The sequence below is a fragment of the Desulfitobacterium sp. genome, from assembly GCF_035539115.1.
In the GTDB taxonomy this organism is placed as follows: Bacteria; Bacillota; Desulfitobacteriia; order Desulfitobacteriales; family Desulfitobacteriaceae; genus Desulfitobacterium_A.
Genome location: NZ_DATLJA010000092.1, coordinates 35,395 through 57,562 on the forward strand (window position 1 = coordinate 35,395; position 22,168 = coordinate 57,562).

The 22,168-nt window shown below is 43.8% G+C and carries 20 protein-coding genes, 1 riboswitch and 1 other annotated feature; of the genes, 4 read left to right on the forward strand and 16 right to left on the reverse strand.

Annotated features, from left to right (window positions below):
- Positions 1-6: 6 nt before the first annotated feature.
- From VM640_RS14825 to VM640_RS14845, 5 genes are all read right to left on the reverse strand, one after another.
- Positions 7-492: a metallophosphoesterase family protein gene (locus VM640_RS14825; protein WP_325393569.1), complete on the reverse strand. Its 486-nt coding sequence runs from the start codon at positions 490-492 to the stop codon at positions 7-9.
- A complete protein-coding gene (locus tag VM640_RS14830; RefSeq protein WP_325393571.1) occupies positions 489-1,733 on the reverse strand; it encodes an MFS transporter in 1,245 nt (414 codons plus the stop codon). Before VM640_RS14830 ends, VM640_RS14825 begins: the two co-directional genes overlap by 4 nt.
- A complete protein-coding gene (locus VM640_RS14835) occupies positions 1,726-3,765 on the reverse strand; it encodes a molybdopterin-containing oxidoreductase family protein (protein WP_325393573.1) in 2,040 nt (679 codons plus the stop codon). Before VM640_RS14835 ends, VM640_RS14830 begins: the two co-directional genes overlap by 8 nt.
- A gap of 79 nt (positions 3,766-3,844) precedes the next feature.
- Positions 3,845-4,954: an aminofutalosine synthase MqnE gene (mqnE, locus tag VM640_RS14840; RefSeq protein ID WP_325393574.1), complete on the reverse strand. Its 1,110-nt coding sequence runs from the start codon at positions 4,952-4,954 to the stop codon at positions 3,845-3,847.
- A 131-nt stretch (positions 4,955-5,085) separates the two neighbouring features.
- On the reverse strand, positions 5,086-5,460 hold the full coding sequence (locus tag VM640_RS14845) for a hypothetical protein (protein ID WP_325393645.1): 375 nt from the start codon (positions 5,458-5,460) through the stop codon (positions 5,086-5,088).
- A 131-nt stretch (positions 5,461-5,591) separates the two neighbouring features.
- Between VM640_RS14845 and VM640_RS14850 the strand changes: the two genes are divergently transcribed.
- Positions 5,592-6,035, forward strand: a complete 444-nt coding sequence (locus VM640_RS14850; protein ID WP_325393576.1) for a DMT family transporter — start codon at positions 5,592-5,594, stop codon at positions 6,033-6,035.
- Positions 6,036-6,038: 3 nt separating this feature from the next.
- Here the strand turns inward: VM640_RS14850 and VM640_RS14855 are convergent, their stop codons facing one another.
- Positions 6,039-6,566 (reverse strand): hypothetical protein, encoded by a 528-nt coding sequence (locus VM640_RS14855; protein ID WP_325393578.1) that lies wholly within the window; start codon positions 6,564-6,566, stop codon positions 6,039-6,041.
- Between the two features lie 84 nt (positions 6,567-6,650).
- Between VM640_RS14855 and uvrC the strand changes: the two genes are divergently transcribed.
- Positions 6,651-8,465, forward strand: coding sequence for an excinuclease ABC subunit UvrC (gene uvrC, locus VM640_RS14860; RefSeq protein ID WP_325393580.1), 1,815 nt, complete (start codon positions 6,651-6,653; stop codon positions 8,463-8,465).
- A gap of 277 nt (positions 8,466-8,742) precedes the next feature.
- On the opposite strand, the gene VM640_RS14865 is transcribed toward uvrC, so the two are convergent.
- The 9 genes from VM640_RS14865 to VM640_RS14905 all read right to left on the reverse strand — a co-directional run bounded on the left by VM640_RS14865 (position 8,743) and on the right by VM640_RS14905 (position 17,641).
- Positions 8,743-9,465, reverse strand: coding sequence for a C40 family peptidase (locus VM640_RS14865; protein WP_325393581.1), 723 nt, complete (start codon positions 9,463-9,465; stop codon positions 8,743-8,745).
- A 5-nt stretch (positions 9,466-9,470) separates the two neighbouring features.
- Positions 9,471-9,630: riboswitch (cyclic di-AMP (ydaO/yuaA leader) on the reverse strand.
- Positions 9,631-10,563: 933 nt separating this feature from the next.
- On the reverse strand, positions 10,564-10,887 hold the full coding sequence (locus tag VM640_RS14870; RefSeq protein WP_325393582.1) for a HesB/IscA family protein: 324 nt from the start codon (positions 10,885-10,887) through the stop codon (positions 10,564-10,566).
- Between the two features lie 110 nt (positions 10,888-10,997).
- Positions 10,998-11,240, reverse strand: a complete 243-nt coding sequence (locus VM640_RS14875) for a hypothetical protein (RefSeq protein ID WP_325393584.1) — start codon at positions 11,238-11,240, stop codon at positions 10,998-11,000.
- A 57-nt stretch (positions 11,241-11,297) separates the two neighbouring features.
- A complete protein-coding gene (locus VM640_RS14880) occupies positions 11,298-11,924 on the reverse strand; it encodes an HD domain-containing protein (RefSeq protein ID WP_414648010.1) in 627 nt (208 codons plus the stop codon).
- The gene (locus tag VM640_RS14885; protein ID WP_325393586.1) at positions 11,896-12,534 is read right to left on the reverse strand and encodes a GNAT family N-acetyltransferase; all 639 of its coding nucleotides are present in this window, start codon (positions 12,532-12,534) and stop codon (positions 11,896-11,898) included. Before VM640_RS14885 ends, VM640_RS14880 begins: the two co-directional genes overlap by 29 nt.
- Before the next feature lie 88 nt (positions 12,535-12,622).
- Complete coding sequence (locus tag VM640_RS14890) at positions 12,623-13,885, reverse strand: adenosylhomocysteinase (protein WP_325393588.1); 1,263 nt, start codon at positions 13,883-13,885, stop codon at positions 12,623-12,625.
- 405 nt (positions 13,886-14,290) lie between these two features.
- Positions 14,291-15,160: an Mrp/NBP35 family ATP-binding protein gene (locus tag VM640_RS14895; RefSeq protein ID WP_325393590.1), complete on the reverse strand. Its 870-nt coding sequence runs from the start codon at positions 15,158-15,160 to the stop codon at positions 14,291-14,293.
- Positions 15,161-15,287: 127 nt separating this feature from the next.
- Entirely contained in the window at positions 15,288-17,093 is a 1,806-nt protein-coding gene (pepF, locus tag VM640_RS14900; protein ID WP_325393592.1) for an oligoendopeptidase F, read from the reverse strand.
- Positions 17,094-17,155: 62 nt separating this feature from the next.
- Entirely contained in the window at positions 17,156-17,641 is a 486-nt protein-coding gene (locus VM640_RS14905) for a CYTH domain-containing protein (RefSeq protein ID WP_325393594.1), read from the reverse strand.
- A gap of 231 nt (positions 17,642-17,872) precedes the next feature.
- Positions 17,873-18,115: a binding site (T-box leader), on the forward strand.
- 167 nt (positions 18,116-18,282) lie between these two features.
- On the opposite strand from VM640_RS14905, the gene pheA reads away from it, so the two are divergent.
- Positions 18,283-19,152, forward strand: coding sequence for a prephenate dehydratase (gene pheA, locus VM640_RS14910; RefSeq protein ID WP_325393596.1), 870 nt, complete (start codon positions 18,283-18,285; stop codon positions 19,150-19,152).
- Positions 19,153-19,169: 17 nt separating this feature from the next.
- Here pheA and thrC read toward each other — a convergent pair whose 3' ends face one another.
- A complete protein-coding gene (thrC, locus tag VM640_RS14915; RefSeq protein WP_325393598.1) occupies positions 19,170-20,642 on the reverse strand; it encodes a threonine synthase in 1,473 nt (490 codons plus the stop codon).
- 120 nt (positions 20,643-20,762) lie between these two features.
- Here thrC and VM640_RS14920 point away from each other — a divergent pair, with 120 nt between their 5' ends.
- Positions 20,763-22,157 carry a uridine kinase family protein gene (locus tag VM640_RS14920; protein WP_325393600.1) on the forward strand — a complete coding sequence of 465 codons (1,395 nt, stop codon included), beginning with the start codon at positions 20,763-20,765 and terminating at the stop codon, positions 22,155-22,157.
- The last annotated feature ends 11 nt before the right edge of the window (positions 22,158-22,168 follow it).

Consider the following 22,168-nt stretch of genomic DNA (forward strand, 5'->3'; position numbering starts at 1 on the left):
TAGTTCTTAGAAATAGAGGTGCTTGGCCTGAATTCCCGTGTTGTCAATTTTTAGTAATCCTATGGAGTATTTCAGTTCACGCCGTTTAGCTGTAGGGGAACCCGGATTAAATAACAAAATTCCTTCTCGCCACTCGATATAGGGGGAATGACTATGTCCAAAGACGATAACATCAACTGTACCTTTTGGGAAAGCTCGAAAAGCGCGTTCTGGAGTCGTTTTTCCTTGACCATAATCACCATGAATCAAGCCAAGCCTTTTCCCCTCGCAAAGAACAATTTTTTGTTCGGGCAATTGATCAAGCTCCCAGCCATCACAATTACCTTGAACGGCCTCTACCGGTGCCAGACTTGCTAAATCCGTTAAGACTCCCGGATTCAGAATATCACCCGCATGTAAGATGAGATCAACTTCGGCTAACTCCTCCCAGACTCGCGTTGGGAGAGTCTGACCTACACGGAGATGAGTATCCGAAAGTACTCCAATGATCACCTTGATTCCTTCTTTCGGCATTGTAGTAGAAAACCGATCACGAGCAGAAAGAATAATGACAGAATCCCACTGATAATGAAAGTAACTCTTGCTCCCCAAAAATGGGATAAACTACCTGCATAAAAACTTCCAATCGGGGTCATTCCTCCGAAGACGAGAGAATAAACGCTCATCACTCGACCTCGGAACTCATTCTCAACAGTCAATTGGATGAGCGAATTTGCTGAAGCTGTAAAGGTAATCATTGACCAACCCATGAAGGCTAGCATAAGAGCCGCTGCCCAGTAGTTTGACTGTAATCCCAGGAAAATTGAAAATACAGCTAGCCCAATCGCTCCCACAAATAAGGTTCTCACTTGAGGCATGCTCCCGCTTCTTACTGCAACAGTGAGCGCGCCTATAAGAGCGCCACACCCCATCGCACTCATTAATATGCCATAGCCCAGCGCCTGCTGGTTAAGTTCCAATTTGGCTAAAACGGGAACTAAAACATTAAAGTTCATCGCTATCGCACTGAGAAAACCCAGGAGTGAAATCGTGAATAAGATCGTTGGCGTTTTACGGATATATGATAAGCCCTCTCTAATTTCCGGCCACACTTTACCCTGTTTTGGAATAGACCCAGATTTTGGGGCATTGATTGGCAAAAAAAACAAAATCGTAATAACCCCAACGAAACTCACACCATTGATCAAGAAACACAACGTAGGGCCCCACACCCCCATGATGATTCCCGCAATTGCCGGGCCAATTATCCGTGCGCCATTAAAAATTGCCGAATTCAAAGCAATAGCATTTGTGAGATCTTCCCGTCCGGCCAGTTCAATGATATAGGATTGCCGAGCTGGAACATCAACCGTATTCGCTACCCCCAGAATAAGGGCTAAAATGAGCAACATCCAATACTGAATCAGCCCAGTGCCCACAAGGATCGCTAAGACAAAAGCCAATAACATTAAGGTTGTTTGCGTCAAAATGATAATTCGACGTTTAGGCATTCGATCGATCCACGCCCCAGCGTGCAAAGAAAACAACAGCATCGGGAGAAATTGCATTGCTGTTACTAACCCCAATAAAAATGGTGAATTCGTTAATTGCAAAACAAGCCAAGCTTGACCAATATTTTGGGTCCATGTACCAGTCAATGAAATAATTTGTCCGAACCAAAACCAACGAAACGGTCCATGCGCCAGAGCTGGAAACGCTCGGTAAAATCCACTATTCTGGGCTATATTATTCATAAGTCTTCCTTACTTCTACTCGATTGGAAAAAAAAGTTGCGCCATTACCCATGTCTGCCAAGCGGCTAGGAGTTAAGGCATTAATGCCAAAGCCTTGTTCATAATCACGTGGCCACCAGACCCCGAGAGCAACGACAACCCCACGTAAAACACTCTCACGAACTGACGCTTTTAGTTTACATATTCCTCGGTCATTATAAACCTCAACGTTATCCTTTTCCTGAATACCACGAGCTTTGGCATCTTCCGGATTAATCTCCAATTGGGGGCCCTGCCAGCGACTTTGCACACTTTTAAGTTGGGCGAAAGTAGAATTAAGAATGAGATGATGAGGGGGAGAAATGAGCATTAAAGGATGGTCTGGATCCTGTGTCTCTGGCCCTTCCTCAAGGGGAATATAGGTTGGAACTGGAGACAAACCCATCGCCCGCGCCCGTTCAGAATAAAATTCAATCTTGCCACTTGGTGTTCCCGGCTTTTGTCTAACAAAGGGGATTTCCTCCATTTCCACAGGAATATAACGATCAACTTTTAAGCGTTCCAAATTTATCCCTTGCTTCTGGAGGGCTGTAGTATTTAAAGCGCTCCGAGCGATATCCTCCGTAGTCTCCTGGAAACAGTCATCGTTAAATCCCATCCGTTGCGCCAGTTCTTGAAAAACTTCGATATTGGGTTTACTTTCACCTAGGCGAGGAATAATGGGATCAGCCCATTGGAGGAGACCATGCCAATAACTGACATAAAGATCTGCATGTTCTAAATGGGTCGTTGCCGGTAAAACGAGATCTGCCCAACGAGCAGTATCTGTCCAAACCTGCTCATGAACTACCGTAAAGAGATCTTCCCGTGCCAACCCCTCTAAAACTAGTTTTTGTTCAGGAGCTACTGCAGCAGGATTACTATTGTAAACAAAGAGTGAGTAGATAGGGGACTGTAGTTCTGTTAAAGCCCTGCCCAATTGGTTCATGTTCACAACTCGAGGAGAGGACTTTAAGAGATCGGGGCGTTCAACCGCATTTTTATTCAAGGGGAAATAACCCGAGTTAAATTTAATTAGGCCGCCTCCCTGGTCCTTCCATGCTCCTGTAAGAGCGGGTAAACAGGCGATAGCCCACGTCGACATGCCGCCATTATCATGATGTTGAAAACCATTACCAATTCGGATGAAACTGGGGTGAGCATTGGCGTAGTCATGTGCCAATTTGATAATCCGTTCTTCAGCTAAACCCGTAATTTTCGCCACACGCTCGGGTGGATAACTCTTAAGTTCAGCTCTAAATTCTTCAAATCCCTGGACATGGCCCCCAATCCAAGCTAAATCGTGCAATCCATCCCGAACGATAACGTAGGCCAATCCCAGCGCCAAGGCCCCATCTGACCCAGGAAGGATTTGATAAAATTCATCAGCCCATTCTGCTGTCTTATTCCGGTGAACATCGATCACCACAATTTTTGCTCCATTTTGACGAGCTTGATTCGCTAGCAAGGCTTGATGAAGATTCGTTTCTAAAACATTTATCCCCCAAAAAAGAAGGAAACGCGCTTTGACCGTTTCAAGAGGGTTGACTCCCCGTGACGTGCCATAGGCCATTTGATACCCGACATTGCCTGCTTCCGAGCAAATCGTCCTTTCGAGTTGACTTGAACCTAAGCGATAGAAAAATCGACGATCCATGCTCGCTTTATTAATGATTCCTTCTGTACCTGCGTAGGAGTAGGGCAGAATGCACTGTGGCCCGTATTCCTCAATCAAAGCTTGCCATCTCTGGGTAATCTCGGTCAGGGCCTCCTCCCAAGAAATTTGCTTGAATTGGCCGCTTCCCTTGGGACCACTTCTCTTCATTGGAAAAAGCACACGATCTGATCCATAAACGCGTTCTGCATAATACCTCGCTTTTTCGCAAATAACCCCTTGAGTCACAGGCTGGGACGGATCCCCTATAATTTTGCTGATTCGGCCCTGCTCGAGTTCTACTTTCCAAGCGCAGGTATCTGGGCAATCATGAGGGCAAACAGAATACTTGATCTCCACAAACTCCACCCCTTCTCACCTAGAAAAGATGCACCGCATGCAGGCGGTGCATCTTAATCATTTTTTTCACATCTGCCTGTCACTCCGATATTTTCTGAGGCTCATGGGTCTTCAAAACATGATAATACGTATCTCGTTCGACTGCTGTTAACCCAAGCTCATTGATGAGGTGAACCAATTCTGACTCCGTTTGCAATTGAGGCGTGGAAGCCCCAGCCGTGTGGTATATCTTCTCTTCTCTAACAATCCCATCTAAATCGTTGGCACCAAATGTTAAGGCCATTTGCGCAACTTCCGGACTAGAGGCTACCCAATAGGCTTTAATATAATTAAAATTATCTAAGATAAGGCGCGAAACCGCAATGACCTTCAAGGTTCGCATTGCACTCGCTGGAGTAATCGAGGAGAAATTCGTGTTTTTCGGATGGAAAGCTGTCGGAACTAAAGCATAAAAACCACCTGTTTCATCTTGGAGCTCTCGCAAAGCCAATAAATGCTGGATAAGCTCTTCATCTGTTTCGATGATTCCAAAAAGCATATTGGCATTGGAAGGAATTCCTAAGCGATGAGCTGTCCGATGAATTTCCAACCATCTTTGAGCACTCAATTTTCCTGGGCATATTATATCCCGGACACGTTGGCTGAAGTTTTCAGCCCCACCGCCAGGGATGAAATTAACCCCAGCTTCTTTCATCTTTAGTAAGATTTCCTCAACCGGAACGTTCTCCAGTTGTGCATAATAATCATATTCAGCTGCCGTAAACGCTTTAAGACTTATCGAAGGAACTGCTTGACGAATTTTAGCAATCAGGTCCATGTAGTAGGAAAAGGGAAGTTCAGGATGGATTCCTCCGACAATATGGATCTCAGTAGCCCCTAAAGATGCGTAATGCTCCGCTTTGCGAACAATTTCCTCGACGCTCATCGTATAAGACCCTTTTTCACCGGAGTCTTTCCCAAAAGCACAAAAACCGCACCGAATTTTACACACATTACTATAATTGATGTGACCATTATTATTAAAATAAACCTGATCTCCCGTTAAGATTTTTCGCTTTTCATTGGCTAAATATCCTAAACCCAGCATATTTGTCGTTTCTAACAATTTGATTCCATCTTCTAAGGTTAAGCGAATATTCGCCTCTACTTTTTCAAAAATATCTTCTAAGCCGCGTGCTAACGATTCCAAAACATTTCCTTCTTCCTTGCAAAAATCAAGCTTCTAAAATTATATCATAATTTTCAGCAGAGACGAAAATAATATCTCTTAGTGATTAAAAAGAAATAAGGCGTCGACTCTTTGTCCACGCCTTAAAACGATCAATGAAGATAGCTACCATAGCTTGTTCTTTGCATTCTTATCGCTTTTCTCACTTCATTAGCGACTCTCCACGTCTCCTGATATTGTGGGGTTAATAGATTGAGTCGCCCGCTATGTTTATCGATCAGAATATCTACTGAAGGCTTCTTATCCTGAACTTTTTCTCCAGGATGGAGGATGTCGATTCCTATTTTATCTTCATCATATTCAGGTGGAACTAAATAATTGAGAACCTCTTCTGTGGCCTCAATAAGTTCGCTAACCTGGTCTTGAGGATATCCTTCGCGAAGGAGGATATCTTTTACTTGAGTCAGAGGATGATCAAGAGTGAGCAGCATCTGGGCCCGTTGCACAAGATTATAGTCAATATCCACGACGCCACCTCTTTTTCTGAAATGTTTTACATTTACATTTTCCCCTTTCCGATTAAATCGAATACAAGCTAGTTCTTGACGAACTTGGAGAACTTGTCCAACCATTCAAATAATTAAATAGGAGGCTTTCCATGTCTAAATTTTTATCTTTTCCTTTTCTCGTCGCTGCCTTTTCAGGAATAGCGATGGCAGTTCAAGGCTCCTTGAATTCCGTGCTCGCGCAAAAAACGCACCTCTTAGCTGCAACCTTAGTTGTTCATATCATTGGTGTCGTCGTATCCCTTATTAGTGTTTTGTTTCTTCACATTCCCGTTGTTCAATTTAGCTGGTTATCTATACCTTGGTACCTTTATCTCGGTGGAGTTCTGAGTGTCGTTATCATTGGCTTAGTTGCTCTGAGCATTCCTAAAATTGGCGTATGTAACGCAACAACGGCAATTATCATTGGTCAAGTTGGAGCGGCCCTGATCATCGATCATTTTGGCTGGCTAGGAATTGAACGGTTACCCTGGAACTCGTGGCAGATTCTCGGCTTAGTCCTTTTTGCCGCGGGAGCGAAATTACTCTTTGTCTAAACTTCATCCTGTTTTCGTTCGCGTTTCAATCACGGCCATATTGGTTATAATCGAATAGACTTCCTCACTTACCGTAAATTTAAGGATTTGCCCGTTCGCGGCAAGGATCACCGAATTCTTACTATCGGCGTTTTTATCCCTGTTAATTAAGTTGGTTAGAAAAGTATAGGTTTCACTCGTAACCGAAAGTTGTTTAAATTCCCCATCAGCTACAAATATTACCCAATACCCCGCCGAGACCTCGCTGTTATTCCCATATAGACCTTTGATTACACTGGAGGAGTATCCAGGATTAAGCAAGCTTGAAGTTTCCTGGGTAAGGTTGCTCGAATCCAGATTCAAGCCGAAATTATTAACCTTATTAGTATCTGAGGCAACGGTTGTTGTAGGATCGGATAAACGGGAATATACATCCTTAAAGAAAGTGGGAAAGATGAAAAAGCCCACAACCCCAATAATCAACACCCAAAATGCCAAAGCCTGTAAGTCCTGCCAATCATTACGTGGGTGACGTCCCCAGGAATTCGGCATAATCATCCCTCCCTGTTAGTTTTTACCTCTCTCAATACTATACGAATAAACCTGTGCTGTTATGATAATCGCCTAGGTTAAAACTTGCATCTGGGCACTTCACCCACTAGAATAATAGAGAGGTGTGTGGAGGCAATGGAGATTTTACGTCAAAAATTAAGTTTGTTACCAGAAAAGCCTGGAGTTTATTTAATGAAGGATGCGACCGATCAGATCATCTATGTTGGGAAAGCCAAGATCCTTCGTAATCGAGTCCGCTCTTACTTTACTGGTTCGCATAATGGCAAAACTCAAGTGATGATTAGTCAAATTGCCGATTTTGAAACGATCCTCACAGATTCTGAAGTCGAGGCCCTTGTACTCGAATGTAATTTGATTAAAAAATATAATCCGAAATATAATATCCTTTTAAGAGATGATAAATCTTATCCTTTTATCACGATAACAGAGGAACTGCACCCGCGAATTATGGTCACCCGGAAAGTAAAAAAAGGCTCTGGCAAATACTTCGGGCCCTATCCCAATGCAACTGCTGCGAAAGAAGCCTCTCGTCTGCTGAACCGACTTTTTTCCTTCCGCAAATGTCGTCATATTCCGTCCAAACCCTGTCTTTACTATCATCTTCATCAATGTCTCGGTCCTTGTATTGAAGAGATCCCGTCAAATGCTTATGAACAAATGCGTAAAGAAGTAACCTCCTTTTTAAAAGGAGATCAGCATAAAATTCTCGATCAGCTTGAGCAAAAGATGCGGAATTCCGCGGAAGCCTTAGAATTTGAAAAGGCGAAGGAATACCGCGATTTAATCGTCGATTTGCGGAAAATCGGTGAAAAACAAAATATAACCCTTAATGATTTTGTTGATCGGGATGTCGTAGGTTATGCCCTTACTAAAGATCAAATCTGTATTCAAGTCTTCTATTTGCGTCAAGGAAAATTATTGTCCCGGGATAACTTTATCTTCCCCTTCTATGAGGACCCCGAAGAAGCTTTCATTTCTTTTCTGGCCCAATTTTACACGGATAAGATCACACTTCCCCAGGAAATTCTTGTCCCACCGATCGATATCTCGCTCTTATCTCATCTCTTCCCCATCCTTGCTCCCCAAAAAGGACAGAAGCGAGAATTGGTGCATATGGCCATGGAAAATGCCAATAAAACCCTTCATGACCAAATTACGCTTGAAGTGCGACATATTGAAGAGAACCTTCAAGCCTTAGAAGATTTGGGCAAACTCTTAAATCTTTCCTCTCCCCGCCTCATTGAATCCTTTGATATTTCCAATACAGCGGGTACCAATACTGTAGCTGGCATGGTTCAATTTCTTGATGGAAAACCGAATCGACATAACTATCGTAAGTATAAAATTCAACCTATGGTTAACATGGATGACACTGCTGCTATGCGTCAGGTCATAACCCGTCGCTATACCCGACTCAAACAAGAAAACTTACCCCTACCTGACCTGATTTTATTAGATGGGGGTAAAGGCCAAATCAGTGCTGCCCTTGATGCTCTTCACTCCCTCCAACTTAATGTCTCGATTGCCGGGATGGTGAAAAATGATCGTCACCAGACAGCAGGCTTGTTGAATGAAAAAGGGATTTCTGTTCTGATTGAAAAGGACTCACCCACCTTCCATTTATTAGAGCGCATCCAAAATGAAGTTCACCGTTTTGCCATCACCTTCCATCGTCAGCAACGTGCCAAAAATATGATTCTGTCTGAATTAGATGGTATACCTGGAGTAGGACCCAAGCGCCGTCAAAACCTTCTTCGCTACTTTAAATCGACGGTTAACGTTCGTACAGCCAGTTTGGAAGAACTTCTGGACGCAGGCTTACCCGCTCCAATCGCCGAAACGGTCTATCACCATTTTCGGGAGGAAAAAACCCTATGATACTCAACTATCGTGTGGAACTATGCCGGGAATGCTATTACAAAAGAACCCAGCAGTGTCGTAAAACCGACCTCTATATTCACAATTTAACGTCAGCCGAACCCGGTGGGGAGTGCAACAGATATAAACCTGTTCCCTGGCTCCCACGCTAAACTTTGAATCAAAAGTAGCTTGTGGAGTTTTAGAAGCACCATCAGAGGCAGACCTAAGGCTTTTTAAGAGTAGGGCATTAAAAAGAGAGTAGCAAAATTGCTACTCTCTTTTAATGCTCAGACTGCTAGTTGGAAACTCTTTTTGCCCCCACATAGCGGGAAGCATAGTAACTGTCTGATAAACTTGTGGTCCTAACTCCACTATTCGAAGCATGCATAAAACTTCCTCCACCAACATAGATGCCGACGTGGGAAGCCCCTTTGGCATAAGTCGAGAAAAAGACCAAATCGCCAGGTTGTAATTGATCTCGAGAAACAGCGGAACCTACTCCATATTGATCATAAGACGTTCGTGGTAAATTTACTCCTGAACCTTTAAAAACATATTGAGTATAACCAGAACAATCAAACCCGCTTCTGCTCGTTCCTCCAAAAACATAAGGTATACCCTGAAGGCTCATTGCATTACGAATCAACACGGAGGAATCAGTACTGCTGCTCCGTGATACTTGGGTTTGTTGCTTAGTACTGTTTGTACTAGCAACTTGCTTCGGTTGGTTCCCAGCCTCGGTTTTGGCGTCAGGTTGCTTTACTACTTCTGCAACCTGAACCTTAGGATCAGATATTTCCTTTTTGATCTGAGTCTTTTTGGCTGAAGTTATAATCTTATTACGTGTTGCTGCAGCAGAATAACCAGACAATGCGTTAGGCGTCAACGCTACAGTCTTCAAGCTAGTTGTGGGTAACGAAGCTAGGGCAGGGTTATGTACCCCCGCTAAACTACTGAGAAGCAGTACACTGGACAAAGCCATACTGCCCACCCACACTCTCCGTGAGGCTAGACTCATTAAACAAATCCACCTTTCTGCGCTTACGAGGTTAGTTGACGGATTCGGGCAAGAAGGTGTAAAGCCCTACGCAATCGCTTGCGATTCACCCCATATTGAGTCCCCCGCTCTGCGGCATTGAGATCATAAGTGATCCTTGTCCACAGTATTCAGCGTATCTTATTGCTATATAGTATTCGATAATAAAACCAATAATCCTCCCTAACGCTAATGGTAATTTTAGGATTATTATCAGAAAACCAAAAAACACCTCTCAATCGAGAGGTGTCGCCCATGGACTTTAGGACATTAGTGAAAAAATATTGCGGCTTAGGTCAAGTAGGTTTTCCCGCTAAGCTCCTCCGGTTTCCCTAGAGGCGGTTTCCCTTTTCTCTCAGCCTGAGGTGTTACCAGCACTCAGAACTTGATCGCCACTGAGACCGCACTTCAATCCTCACTAATTATCGTTCTAGAAGTTTTCCTTGACACTCATTAACAGTCTAGCCTCTTTTGCAGATAAGCATTTCCGGCAGACTGAACCATATCGGCCAACATGATCCAAGTCCCTCTCGCCTTCCCAACTTTTCCACCTCAAGGCAGGCTACGCTGCACTAAGTTCCTTCCTAATGCAGGTTCATACCCTAAGCCGTAACCTCAAAGAAGCCACGCACTTAGGCCTCCACGGTTAAGGGTAGCGCCCACATGCCATTGCGGATCCCCCTGAACCTTAACTCCCAGCAGCAACCCTCGACTGGGCGTCGAAAGCCACCACCAGGAACTTCATCGGTATGCCCTCGGCGGATTCTTAGGCCCGCCTTCGACTGCCATTTTGTGCACTAGAATAACGCTCCATTGCCCAAAGGAATAATAACTACAATTACATTTTACATGCTTATTCGGATATTTAAAACTATCCTTTAACTATTCATACTCAAGAGAATCCCTAAAAATGAATGCAAACATGACTAAACGCTTAAAAATTTTAAACCAGGATAAAATATCTTCTAATCTTAAATATTCCCCAAAAATGCCGAAAAATCTTCAAAAATCCGAATTATTATAGTTTGATAAAAACCCAGAAAAAAAGATAAAGAGCTTTAAAAAAGCTCTTTAGGAAGATTAACTGTCACAGCTGCTGCAACCAGAATCGCAGCTACTTTCATTATTGGTTTTGATTTCGAATCCGCCACCATAACGAGATTCTACATAATCGACAACTGCCCCTTCAAGATAAGACGCCAGTTTTTCCTCGCTTAGGATCGTAACTCCAAAACCTTCATCCAAAATATCATCCTCATTTTTTGACTCATCCAGAGTCATGCCGAAATTCGGCCCACCTCAACCAAACCCAGCGACGTAGAGACGCAAGTAAGAATTTTCTTTATTCTGACTTGCCATGACCTCTTTCACTTTCTCGGCTGCGATTTCAGTAATACCAACCATAACTTAATCGCGCTCCTTTTAGAGTAATTTAAATTGAATCTAAGATGTTATTCATATTACATTGAAATCTGCCTGATGTCAAACAGAAACTTTTCTATTAGACAACTTCACTAAACGAGTTTAGCGTCATTTCCCGGTTTTACATCCTTCCATAAGCGTTTAAGTTCAATTTCAACATTTGCCGGTAAATCTTGAGCATCTTTTTGAAGTCGATCCATTTGTGATTTTACCCGTTCCACCCAATTGGGATTTTCCGGCCAGACAATATACGCTTGAGTCTGGGGAGTAAACGTACTTTTGATAAGAAAGATAAAGACAAAAACAACGAATAAACGCCATATGGTTTTAAACAATGGATTATCCAACCTTTCACCTTCAGATAATCCTAGTATAACCCGTGATGCTGACGTTTAAGCTTTAAGCAAGGATAGCTGGTGCCAAAACTCCTCACAGTAATCGAAAAGTGGCTTAAAATAAACTTGGGCACTCGGCGTAAACAGATGTTGGGAATAGTTTCGTACCCGTTCATGGTAAAATTCCTCACACGAATTTGGGCCAAAAAAAGGCTTTCCTTCTTTTCCTGCCCAAGCAAATAAACGGGCAATCCCCATCGGACCGACAAAATCTAATTTATCTGCATCGTAAAGAATCTTTGCTTCGAGTGTAAGCGGTTCATGCCCACCCTCGCGGGAATGCGAAACAACTGCTTCACTAACTTGGTCCATTAAATCCTTCGGATATCCTATTTTTTTTAGAACGTTCATTCCTAAGGCAGCACTGCTCTCAGCATGTGTTTTTTCGATCGTTCCAGAGCGTCCAATATCATGAAGAAGCGCTGCTAATTCGACAACGCGTAAATCGGCCCTCTCCTCGATCGCGATCTTTCTGCCCCAGTCTTTCACTCTCAACGCATGTTCTAGATCATGCGCCGAATCTTTACGTGCATAATATCCTCGAACTGCTGAAATAACTGCTTGAAATTCATCTGTCTCTGGATTATGCAAATCATCACCCCCGGTTCGAATCCGGTCTTTCAAAGAGAATTCGTTCAAATGCCAGGATGGTTTCAAGCTTTAAATTACTGCCGTAACGAACCATCAGCATGTTAGCAGGATGGGAAGCAATCTCCTCCTCATCTGTGTCCTTGATAACCATCCCCACAGGTGACATGAGCTGCCTCATCATTTCACGGTACTCCCAAACATGAAGTCCTGTGCTCTCCAGGTCCCAGTGCCAATAATACTCTGTGGCAACTACGAGATAATCCTCCATTGAAGAATCACCAAAGGAGACTTCTAACATTTTTCGGGCAATTCCAAAACGACGAAACTCAGGTGAAACTTCGATCGCGCCGAGTTCGATTAATTGCTCGGGTCCTTTCGACCAACGTTCGAACGAATCCGGTCTATGAAAGGTAACATACCCCAAAAGGCGCTGTCCAAGGCGCGCAATAATGACCCTGCCTTCTTCAAGCTGGATAATTCCGAGAAGAGCCTCTTTTTGCCTTTTCGGTGGGCGAAAAGCCCTTAGCCCAGGATCGAATTCCAGGGAGGCCATAAGCTCAGTACCGACTGGTCCTTCAACCAAAATGGGGCCTTCTGAAGTTGGGATAACAAGGCTTTTAGCTTCCGTATCACTCTTCACCATGAGTCTCCTCTACGTCTGATTCATCTGATGACTAATCGCCCTCTAAGTCTTGATAAGTTCTACAATCCATTATCTTTGCAAGATCAGCTCAGCTGTGTGCCCAGTTCGCTAAATATGCTCTCTGTGCTTCACTTAATTCATCAATTTTTAGATTTAACGCTTCCAGTTTAAGTCGAGCTACCCGTAGATCCATGTCGTGAGGAACGGAATAAACCTTTGCCGGCAAGGGTTTGGGTACAGTAGCCAAGGAAGCTAAGGAAAGAGCCTGGAGGGCAAACGTCATATCCATCACTTCGGCGGGATGCCCGTCCCCAGCAGCTAAGTTTACGAGCCGCCCTTCTGCCAGCAAGAAAACTTTTCTCCCATCGGCCAGTTTAAATTCTTCAATGTTCGGTCGTACAATTCTTATTTTCTTGGCTAACGCCTTAAGCTCGACTTTATTTATTTCGACATCAAAATGTCCGGCATTAGCCAAAATAGCTCCGTCCTTCATCACCTTAAAGTGTTCACCCCGGATGATATCTTTATCCCCAGTCACCGTAATAAAGAAATCTCCCCAAGTTGCTGCTTCGAGCATCGGCATCACTTGGAAACCATCCATCCAGGCTTCATTGGCCTTGATCGCATCAACTTCACAGACAATAACTCGGGCACCCAATCCTTTGGCCCGCATAGCCACACCTTTGCCACACCACCCATACCCTGCAACAACTACGGTTTTACCCGCAACGACGAGATTAGTCGTTCTCATAATTCCATCCCAAACCGATTGGCCTGTACCATAACGGTTATCAAATAAATATTTCATCTGGGCATCATTAACCGCAATCATGGGAAAACCAAGCTCTCCATTTTTCTCCATCGCCTTGAGTCTAAGAATGCCAGTCGTGGTTTCTTCCGCCCCACCCTGGACATGGGCGATAAGTTCTCTTCTTTCCTGGTGAATAGTCGATACAAGATCTCCACCGTCATCGATAATATAATCAGGTTTAGAATCGAGCGCTTGATGGATATGTTGATGATATTCCTCCGCCGTTGCTCCATGCCAAGCATGAGCACGAATTCCGCCTGCTACTAAGGCTGCAACAACATCATCTTGAGTTGAAAGGGGGTTGCTGGCAACAACTGTTACATCCGCTCCTCCCGCTTGGATTACTTTCGCTAAATAGGCCGTTTTGGCCTCTAAATGCAAGCAGACTACCACTCTCTTCCCTTTAAAAGGTAAGTCCTGCTCAAACTCCTTACGCACTTGATTTAAGACCGGCATGTGCCCTTCAACCCAATCAATTTTAAGTTGGCCTTGAGGCGCCAACTTAATATCTCGTATCGTAGATTCTTTAATTTCTGGCAAAGCAGATCACCTCCCATTCTTATATTTTTTTCATGTTTCGTTAGTCTACAAATTTTCATTCTGCGTAGGAACTCAAAACTCCTGCCTATGAAAACCTTAATGGATCATAGATAAAGAAAACTTGGCTTGCGCCAAGCCTCTGGCGTAGGCGGAAGCCTTAGTTGCACTTATGCTATCTGCCCAAAACTTATACTTTCTGTTAGTATAAAGAAAACTTGGCTTGCGCCAAGCCTCTGGCGTAGGCAGAAGCCTTAGTTGCACTTATGCTATCTGCCAAAAACTTATACTTTCTTACGAAAATGGACTACATTTTCATACCTCCCTGTGAATCGGCAGGTTCATGGAAGTTTCTGTTAGTACAATAAAAGGCCTGCGTAAACGCAAGCCCTAACCGTCTTTCCTCTTTTACTGAGCCGCATCTTTAGCCATAGCTTGAGCGTCATCTTTAGCCACTACTTCAAGCATTTTCTTGACAATTCCATCAAAGTTCTCTGTTTGATAGTCTTCAATTTTGCCGAGATCCGACATGCTGGATAGCACAGGATCAATGGGCAACTGTCCTAAATACGGAATCTCATTCTTCCGGGCCTCTTCCTCACCCTTTGGTGTACCGAAAATCTCAATTTTCTTATCACAGTCTGGGCAAGAAACATAAGCCATATTTTCAACCAGTCCGTAGAACGTCGTATCATATTTTTTAGCCATTTTAATAGCTTTGCGGACGATCATGCTTGCCAGTTGTTGGGGACTCGTGACTATAACTACCCCATTAACAGGTATACTCTGGAAGATCGTAATCGGGACATCTCCTGTTCCAGGAGGCAAATCAATCAACAGATAATCGAGTTCTCCCCAGACTACATCGGTCCAGAACTGTTGAACCAACTGGGTAATAATTGAACCTCTCCAGATGACCGGATCATCTTCGTTCTCAAGCATTAAATTTAAGGACATAACTTTGATACCGCCCTTGCTTAGTGGAGCAGTTACACCAGTTTTATTGACATTGGCCTTTTCCGTAATGCCAAAGATTTTAGGGATGCTCGGCCCAGTAATATCAGCATCCAGGATTCCTACTTTATAGCCTTGCCGCATTAAATTCACGGCCAACATACTCGTCACCGACGATTTCCCGACTCCACCTTTACCGCTCATAACCGCAACTATTTTACCAATTTGGCTGGCTTTTTGAGCTTCCGTTAATTGAGGTTTGGTTGAACAACTATCGGTAGTACAATTCCCCGCAGCTGAGCATGAACTACAAGCTTCACTCATTTTCAATTCTCCCTTTCTCAGGTACTTATTCCCCCATGGGGTATCTGCACTTTTATATTCTTCTTTCTTATAAACTTTGTCAAGGTTCGTAAGAACTTTTCCAGTTTGAAAAGTATGCTCGATCAGTCTATTCCTCCAAAACCTTTTCCAGTCGGTCTAACAATCCCTTAAAGACTTTCAACGCTTCTTGCACAGGCAGTGGGGTTTCCATGTCCACCCCCGCCTTGCGTAAAAGTTCAATCGGATAATCCGAACTACCACTCGAGAGGAAGGTCAGATAGCGTTTCACAGCAGGTTCGCCTTCTTCGAGAATTTTCCGTGACAGGGCGGTTGCCGCGGAGAAGCCTGTCGCATATTTGTATACATAGAAGGAAGTATAAAAGTGAGGGATTCTTGCCCATTCAAGAGCAATTTCTGGGTCAGAGATCACGTCAGGACCGTAATACTCCTGATTCAACTTCAGATATTCACGCGACAGAAGGTCTGCTGTTAATGCTTCTCCTTGTTCAACCCAAGCATGCGTTTTTTTCTCAAACTCAGCAAACATAGTTTGCCTAAAAATTGTACCACGGAATTGTTCCAAGTAATGATTGAGCAAGTAGGCTAACACCTTGGGATCTTCTGTCGTCTTTATGAGATGCTCCATGACCAGGGCTTCATTTAAGGTTGAAGCCACCTCAGCCACAAATATCTTATAACCCGCATAAAGATGCGGTTGAGTCTGATTTGAGAAATACGTATGCAGGGAATGCCCCATCTCATGAGCTATTGTAAACATCGAATCCAGCGTATCCTGATGGTTGAGTAAGACATACGGGTGGGACCGGTAGGTCCCCCAAGAATAGGCTCCACTGGTTTTCCCCTGGTTCTCATAGATATCAATCCAATGGGATTCGAAGCCTTCATTAAGAACTTTGAGATAGCTTTCTCCCAAAGGTTTAAGGCCTTCGCGAACCATTTGCAGCGCTTCCGGATAAGCAATTTCCATTTTAACCTCGGGGACAATTGGAACGTAAATATCGTACATATGAAGTTCTTCTAGCCCTAGCATTTTTTTACGAAGACGCATGTACCGATACATTTCTGGAAGAAATTCACGAACTGTCTCAATCAAAGCGTCATAAACTTTGAGCGGAACCCGATCATCATCCAAAGAAGATTCTATCGCCGAGGGATAATGACGAACCTTCGCAAAGAACACATCTGCTTTAACATTCGCGTTTGTAGTCGCTGCCCACGTATTAATTTGTTTTTGATAGGTATGATAAAGAGTAGTAAAAGCCTCCTGCCGAACCCTTTGCTCAGGGCTTTCCATAAATTGAGTGTAATTTCCTTTGGTTAATTCAACCTCTTGACCCTTATCATCTCTAATCGTTGGAAATTTAAGATCGGCATTATTAGCCATGCCAAAGATCATACTCGGCGCTTCAGCCATTTCGCCGGCTTCTGCGAGTATTTTTTCTTCAGCTGTACTTAAAACATGTTGACGTTTACGGAGAATGTCCTCTAAGGAATGATCATAGATTTCTAACTTTGGGTTGGCCTTCCGGAATTCCGCCAACCTTTCCGCAGGGATCGCCAGAAGCTCTGGAACCACGAAGGCTAAGGCGCTGCTCATCCGCACCGAAAGTGCTCCTGCCCGATCGGTCATTCCCTGATAAAGCGCCTCCCTGTTATCCTCATCTCGTCTCATGCGGGCATATGTATAGATTTCTTCCAGTTCCGAGCCGACCTCTTCCATCCAGACGAGACAAGAGAGCAACTGGTCCGCATTCTCTCCTAATTGACCTTGAAACTGAGCCGCTTCCTCTAAGCTCTTTTCCACTTTCGCGAATTCCTCTTCCCACGCTTGATCACTAGGGAAGATATCTTCAAGGCGCCATTTGTATTCATCAGGAATTTCTGATCTAGATTTTAATTTTGCGTGTTCCACGGATAACCCTCCTCAAGATCTTTTCTAAATTATTATACACAAAAACAGGAAAAATTAGTAATTCATTCGTCTGAACTACTCCATTGTGTAAAAGGCCTTCGTCCCAAATTTATATTGAAATAACAAGAATCCATCGTAACCTCCTGTTGCGAATCAATCCATTGAGGAAAATTGATTGCATAATCTAAGCTCGGCAACTCTACATCTGCTGTAATCAATCCTAAATTTTCTCCCTGATAAACATCAATTTCCCATACCAGTCCTGAATAGGGAACGCGATAGCGAATCTTTTCTACTGGAGGAAAAAGGGCTAACTTAAGGAGCTCCTTCTGGTCAGGCAAGCTCACCTCGGGTCTCATCGATTCGAACTCGAAGCGACTCCCATCCTTTTGCAGACTTTTGATGTTAATGATCACGTCCTGATCAATCACTCGAAAACGAATGGAGGGTTGCACTGCTAAATATCCTTGGATCATTCGCTGCCCATCTTCCAATACGGGTAGTAATTTCCGATGCACTAAATATTTACGTTCAATCTCAATAGCCATTCGCTCGCTCCTTCTGCGGATAGATAAAGTGAAACAGGCAGCGTACGTTCCACTGCCTGTTTCTGCCACCTCGTCCACCTATCTCCCAGGAAGGTTCCCCAACCTTCCATTAATCATTTTAGCGTGTGGGCCCTAATTCTGCAAGTTCAATCTTTGGGATTAGATAAAATAATAATAAAAAAGCTTTCCTATTTAAAACTTTCCTGATATAATCATTTAAAATCTTGCGCGTTAATAACGATGAATGAGAGTATACGTGATCCAAACCCTCAGGGAACCGATGCCATGGACTGAGAGCATTGGTGGTTAATGGAACGGAAATTCACTCTGGAGTTGCGTTCTTGAACTTGAAGTAGGGAACGCCGGAAACCTCCGTTATCAGGTATTCCTACTTATTAAGGAAATTCGAGTGGTCGGTTTTTAGTTTTGAACCGGCAATGAGGGTGGTACCACGAGGCTTGGCTCGTCCCTTTGGGGAGCCAAGCTTTTTTCTTTATACTAACAGAAAGTATAAATTTCCGGCAGATAGCATAAGTGCAACCAGCGGTTTTCGCTTTCGCAAGCTCGGCGAAAGCCGGGTTTTCTTTATCTGATGACTAATCGCCACTAAGTCCCTAACAAGCAACTAAGGAGGATTTAACATGAATAGCATTGGTTATCTTGGTCCTAAGGGAAGTTTTTCGGAAGAAGCACTTCAGCTTTTTATGTCTAAGCAAAAAGAATGGAAAGAAAATCGCCCTGATCCCCTCCCCTTCAGTACCATACCTAGACTTCTCTCAGCCTGTGAACGGAAGGAAATCAGCTTCGGCTTTGTTCCCCTTGAGAACTCAACTGAAGGACAAGTTGCAGCTACGATGGATATGTTAGGACAAACTGAAGACCTCTATATAGTTAAAGAATTTATTCATCCTGTTAATCAATGTCTATTAACCCCGAAGCCCCTGAAATTGGGCCAAATTGAACGTGTTTATTCCCATGAACAAGCTCTCGGGCAATGTCGGGACTTCTTAGAAACTCATCTTCCCCAGGCAGAGCAAATAGTTTGTCTTAGTACAGCCGAAGCCGCGCAAAAGATCTCCTCAGTCCAAGAAAACTGGGCAGCTATCGGACCACGCCGGGCAGCTGAACTTTATTCTCTTCATTGTCAAGAGGAGAGGATTCAGGATGCAATGCTTAATGCAACCCGTTTCATTTTGGTCACTCATTCTTTAGCCGAAATGAGCTCGGAAACAAGCGCGGAAGATAAAACCTCCTTACTCATCATCGCCCAAAATGTTCCTGGCTCCTTAGCTCAGATTCTCCAGGAATTCGCCTCGAGAAACATCAACATGAGCCGAATTGAATCCCGTCCCTCGAAAAAGAAATTAGGGGAGTACGTTTTTTTCATCGATATCGATGGCTACGTATTTTCCCCCATCATTCAAGAGGCACTTTGGGCACTCCACCAAAAAAATGTTTCGACCAAACTTCTAGGCTCCTACCCTAAAGCTGCAACTAATCCTCTACCTTAATTGGTCTCAAAGTAAGCCTAAAGAAAAAGTTGGGTCAATAAATTTGGAATTTCCGCAGGACTCGTTTTTTCCACTTTCCGAACCGTCTTTTTTTCCAGACCTTGAAGCCCGGCTGGAATAGTCCAACCTGTTAGGTCACTAAGTCGGGCAAGGCTTTCCCATTCATTCTTCGTCGCCTGTTCAGGCTTGATACTTTGGAGAACCGTCCCAGCAAATTTAAAAGGACTTGCGGTTGAAGCAATAATTGTATAAGTCGAGTCCCCAGTCGATTGGGCATAGTCTTGATACACCTTAACTGCAACTGCCGTATGTGGATCCAAGACATAAGTCTGTTCAGTATAAACCTGATGTATCTCATCTTTAACCTCAGCTTCGCTCGCCCAGCCTGCTTTAACATATTTTCTGGCCTTGCTCAAGGTCTGAGGATCCACGGCAAATTTTCCCTTGGACTGAAGCTCGCCAAACCAGGCCTTCACTTTATCTGCGTTGCGATCACTCATTTCATAGAGAAAACGTTCAAAATTACTAGAGATGAGAATATCCATTGAAGGGGAGGAGGTCAAATAGAAAGGCCTTTGGCGATCATAGACTCCAGTTTGGAAAAAATCTGTGAGCACGTTATTTTGGTTAGAGGCACAAATCAATTCTTTAATGGGTAACCCCATTTCTTTGGCATAATACGCAGCTAAGATATTGCCAAAGTTCCCGGTTGGAACGACAACATTCATGAATTCTCCCGCTTTGATTTGATCCTTGGCCACGGCCTGCGCGTAAGCCCAGTAATAGTAAACAATTTGTGGCAAAAGTCTACCCCAGTTAATAGAGTTTGCTGAGGAAAAGGCATATTTCCCTTTCTGGAAGACATCTCTCATCTCTGCAGACCCGAATATTTCCTTTACTTTTGACTGACATTCATCAAAATTACCATCGACGGCGATCACATAAGTATTTTCACCCTCGGTCGTCGTCATCTGCCGCTTTTGAACAGCGCTCACTCCCTTTTCAGGGTAGAAGACCGCGATCTCGATCCCAGGAACATCCCGAAATCCTTCTAAAGCCGCTTTCCCAGTATCCCCTGAGGTAGCAACTAGAATCAGGACCTTATCTCCTTGAGCAACTGACCGAATACTTTCTTTCAACAAATGTGGGAGCACTTGTAAAGCCATATCCTTAAAGGCTGAAGTTGGGCCATGCCATAATTCCAGAATACCCATTTTTCCGACTTGGACTAAGGGGGCCGGATTTTCAGAATCGAAAAGATCTGGGCGATAAACATTAACCGCTTGATCTAAAGTATTATCTGAGAATTCTGGAAGATAGAGTTTAAGTATAGTGCGAGCCATTTCAGGGTAGTTTAAGCTACCAAGATCTTGCCAATCGATTTTGAGAATATGTTTAGGAACAAATAATCCCCCGTCTGGTACCATTCCTAAGGCAATGACTTCTTTTCCGGTTCGTTCCGAGGAATTTCCTCTCGTACTAATATACACGCGTTTCCCTCCTAGCCATAATCATCTATTGTTATTCGCTCCCTGGAGACACTTTTCCTTCTCTAGTATACATGGGAAGGGTCCTTTCGTTAATCTTTTCCGCTTAAAGGGGGAATATTTATGAGCATTCCGGAAAGTTCTCATCGTCAATACCGCCAGACCCTCATTCTTGGACTCATCCGTAGTGTCGACGAATTATTTCCGCAAGAACAGCTGAAAATAGCTTACTCTATTCTGGATGGTATCTATTGCGAATTTGATAATTCTTTCATTTCGGTACGAGAAGTCACTCGCATTGAAGACCATCTCAAGAAGTGGGTCGCTGATGATCAACACTTGCAGTTTCAGCTTGAAGATGATGGTTTTTTTCACTGTGAAGTCAACGGGAAAATCATAAATTCCCTTTATCCGCCATTACCACGAAGCGCCCCTATCTATCCTTTTCGTCTCATCCATTACCCTCCGGGATTTATTCTTCTCTTTTCGAATCCTGATCATCCTGAAAAGCTCGCTCCCTTCATTCCCCCGGAAAAACTAGCAGCGACCTTCCTCGAAACTCAACGTTGGGGCGAAAACCTTCATCTTGCTGAAGTTAAGGACGTTAACCAAATCATTTGGGAACAGCACTCCCAAGAGTTAATTTGCCTAGCCGAGGCTCTTCATGAAAAAAAAGTGTCCCTCATTGCCGACCGGATCCTGAAGCAACGCAAAAATGTAAGAATCATTATGATTTCAGGCCCTTCTTCCTCCGGAAAAACAACCTTTGCGCAACGTCTTGCGACTCAACTTCGGGTCAACGGCCTTCGTCCGGTCGCCTTATCCTTAGATAACTATTTTTGCGCCCGTGAAGAAACGTCCAAGGATGCAGACGGGAAGCCTAATTTTGAAGCTTTAGAGGCGCTCGATCTCCCCCTACTCAATATTCATCTCCAATCTCTGATTGAAGGGGAAGAGATCGAATGCCCCATTTACGATTTTGCAAGCGGTCGGCGGAAACCCCATGGCACCAAGATGAAACTCTTAGACGATCAAATTCTGGTGATGGAAGGTATTCACGGCCTTAATCCCCGACTTCTTTCCTCACTTGACCGCAACCATCTCTTTCGAATTTATGTCAGTGCCCTTTTCCAACTCAACATTGATCCCTATAACCGGATCCCTACAACTGAGGTCCGCTTAATTCGACGAATGGTCCGTGATGATAAATTTAGAGGAATTTCCCCAGAAAACACCCTCGTCCAATGGGCAAGCGTTCGACGCGGGGAAAATACCAATATTTTTCCGTACCAAGAAGAAGCTGACGTAATGTTCAATTCAAGCCTGCTTTTTGAGTTAAATGCCCTTCGTTCCTATGCCGAACCCTTACTAATTTCTGTCCCTCAGGAACATTCGCAGTACCCAACCGCGATCCATCTGCTACGATTGCTCTCCCACTTTGAACCCTTAGACATTTCCAAAGTTCCCTTTAACTCCATTTTACGTGAATTTATTGGGGGCGGAATCTATTCCTATTAAATTAGAGAGCT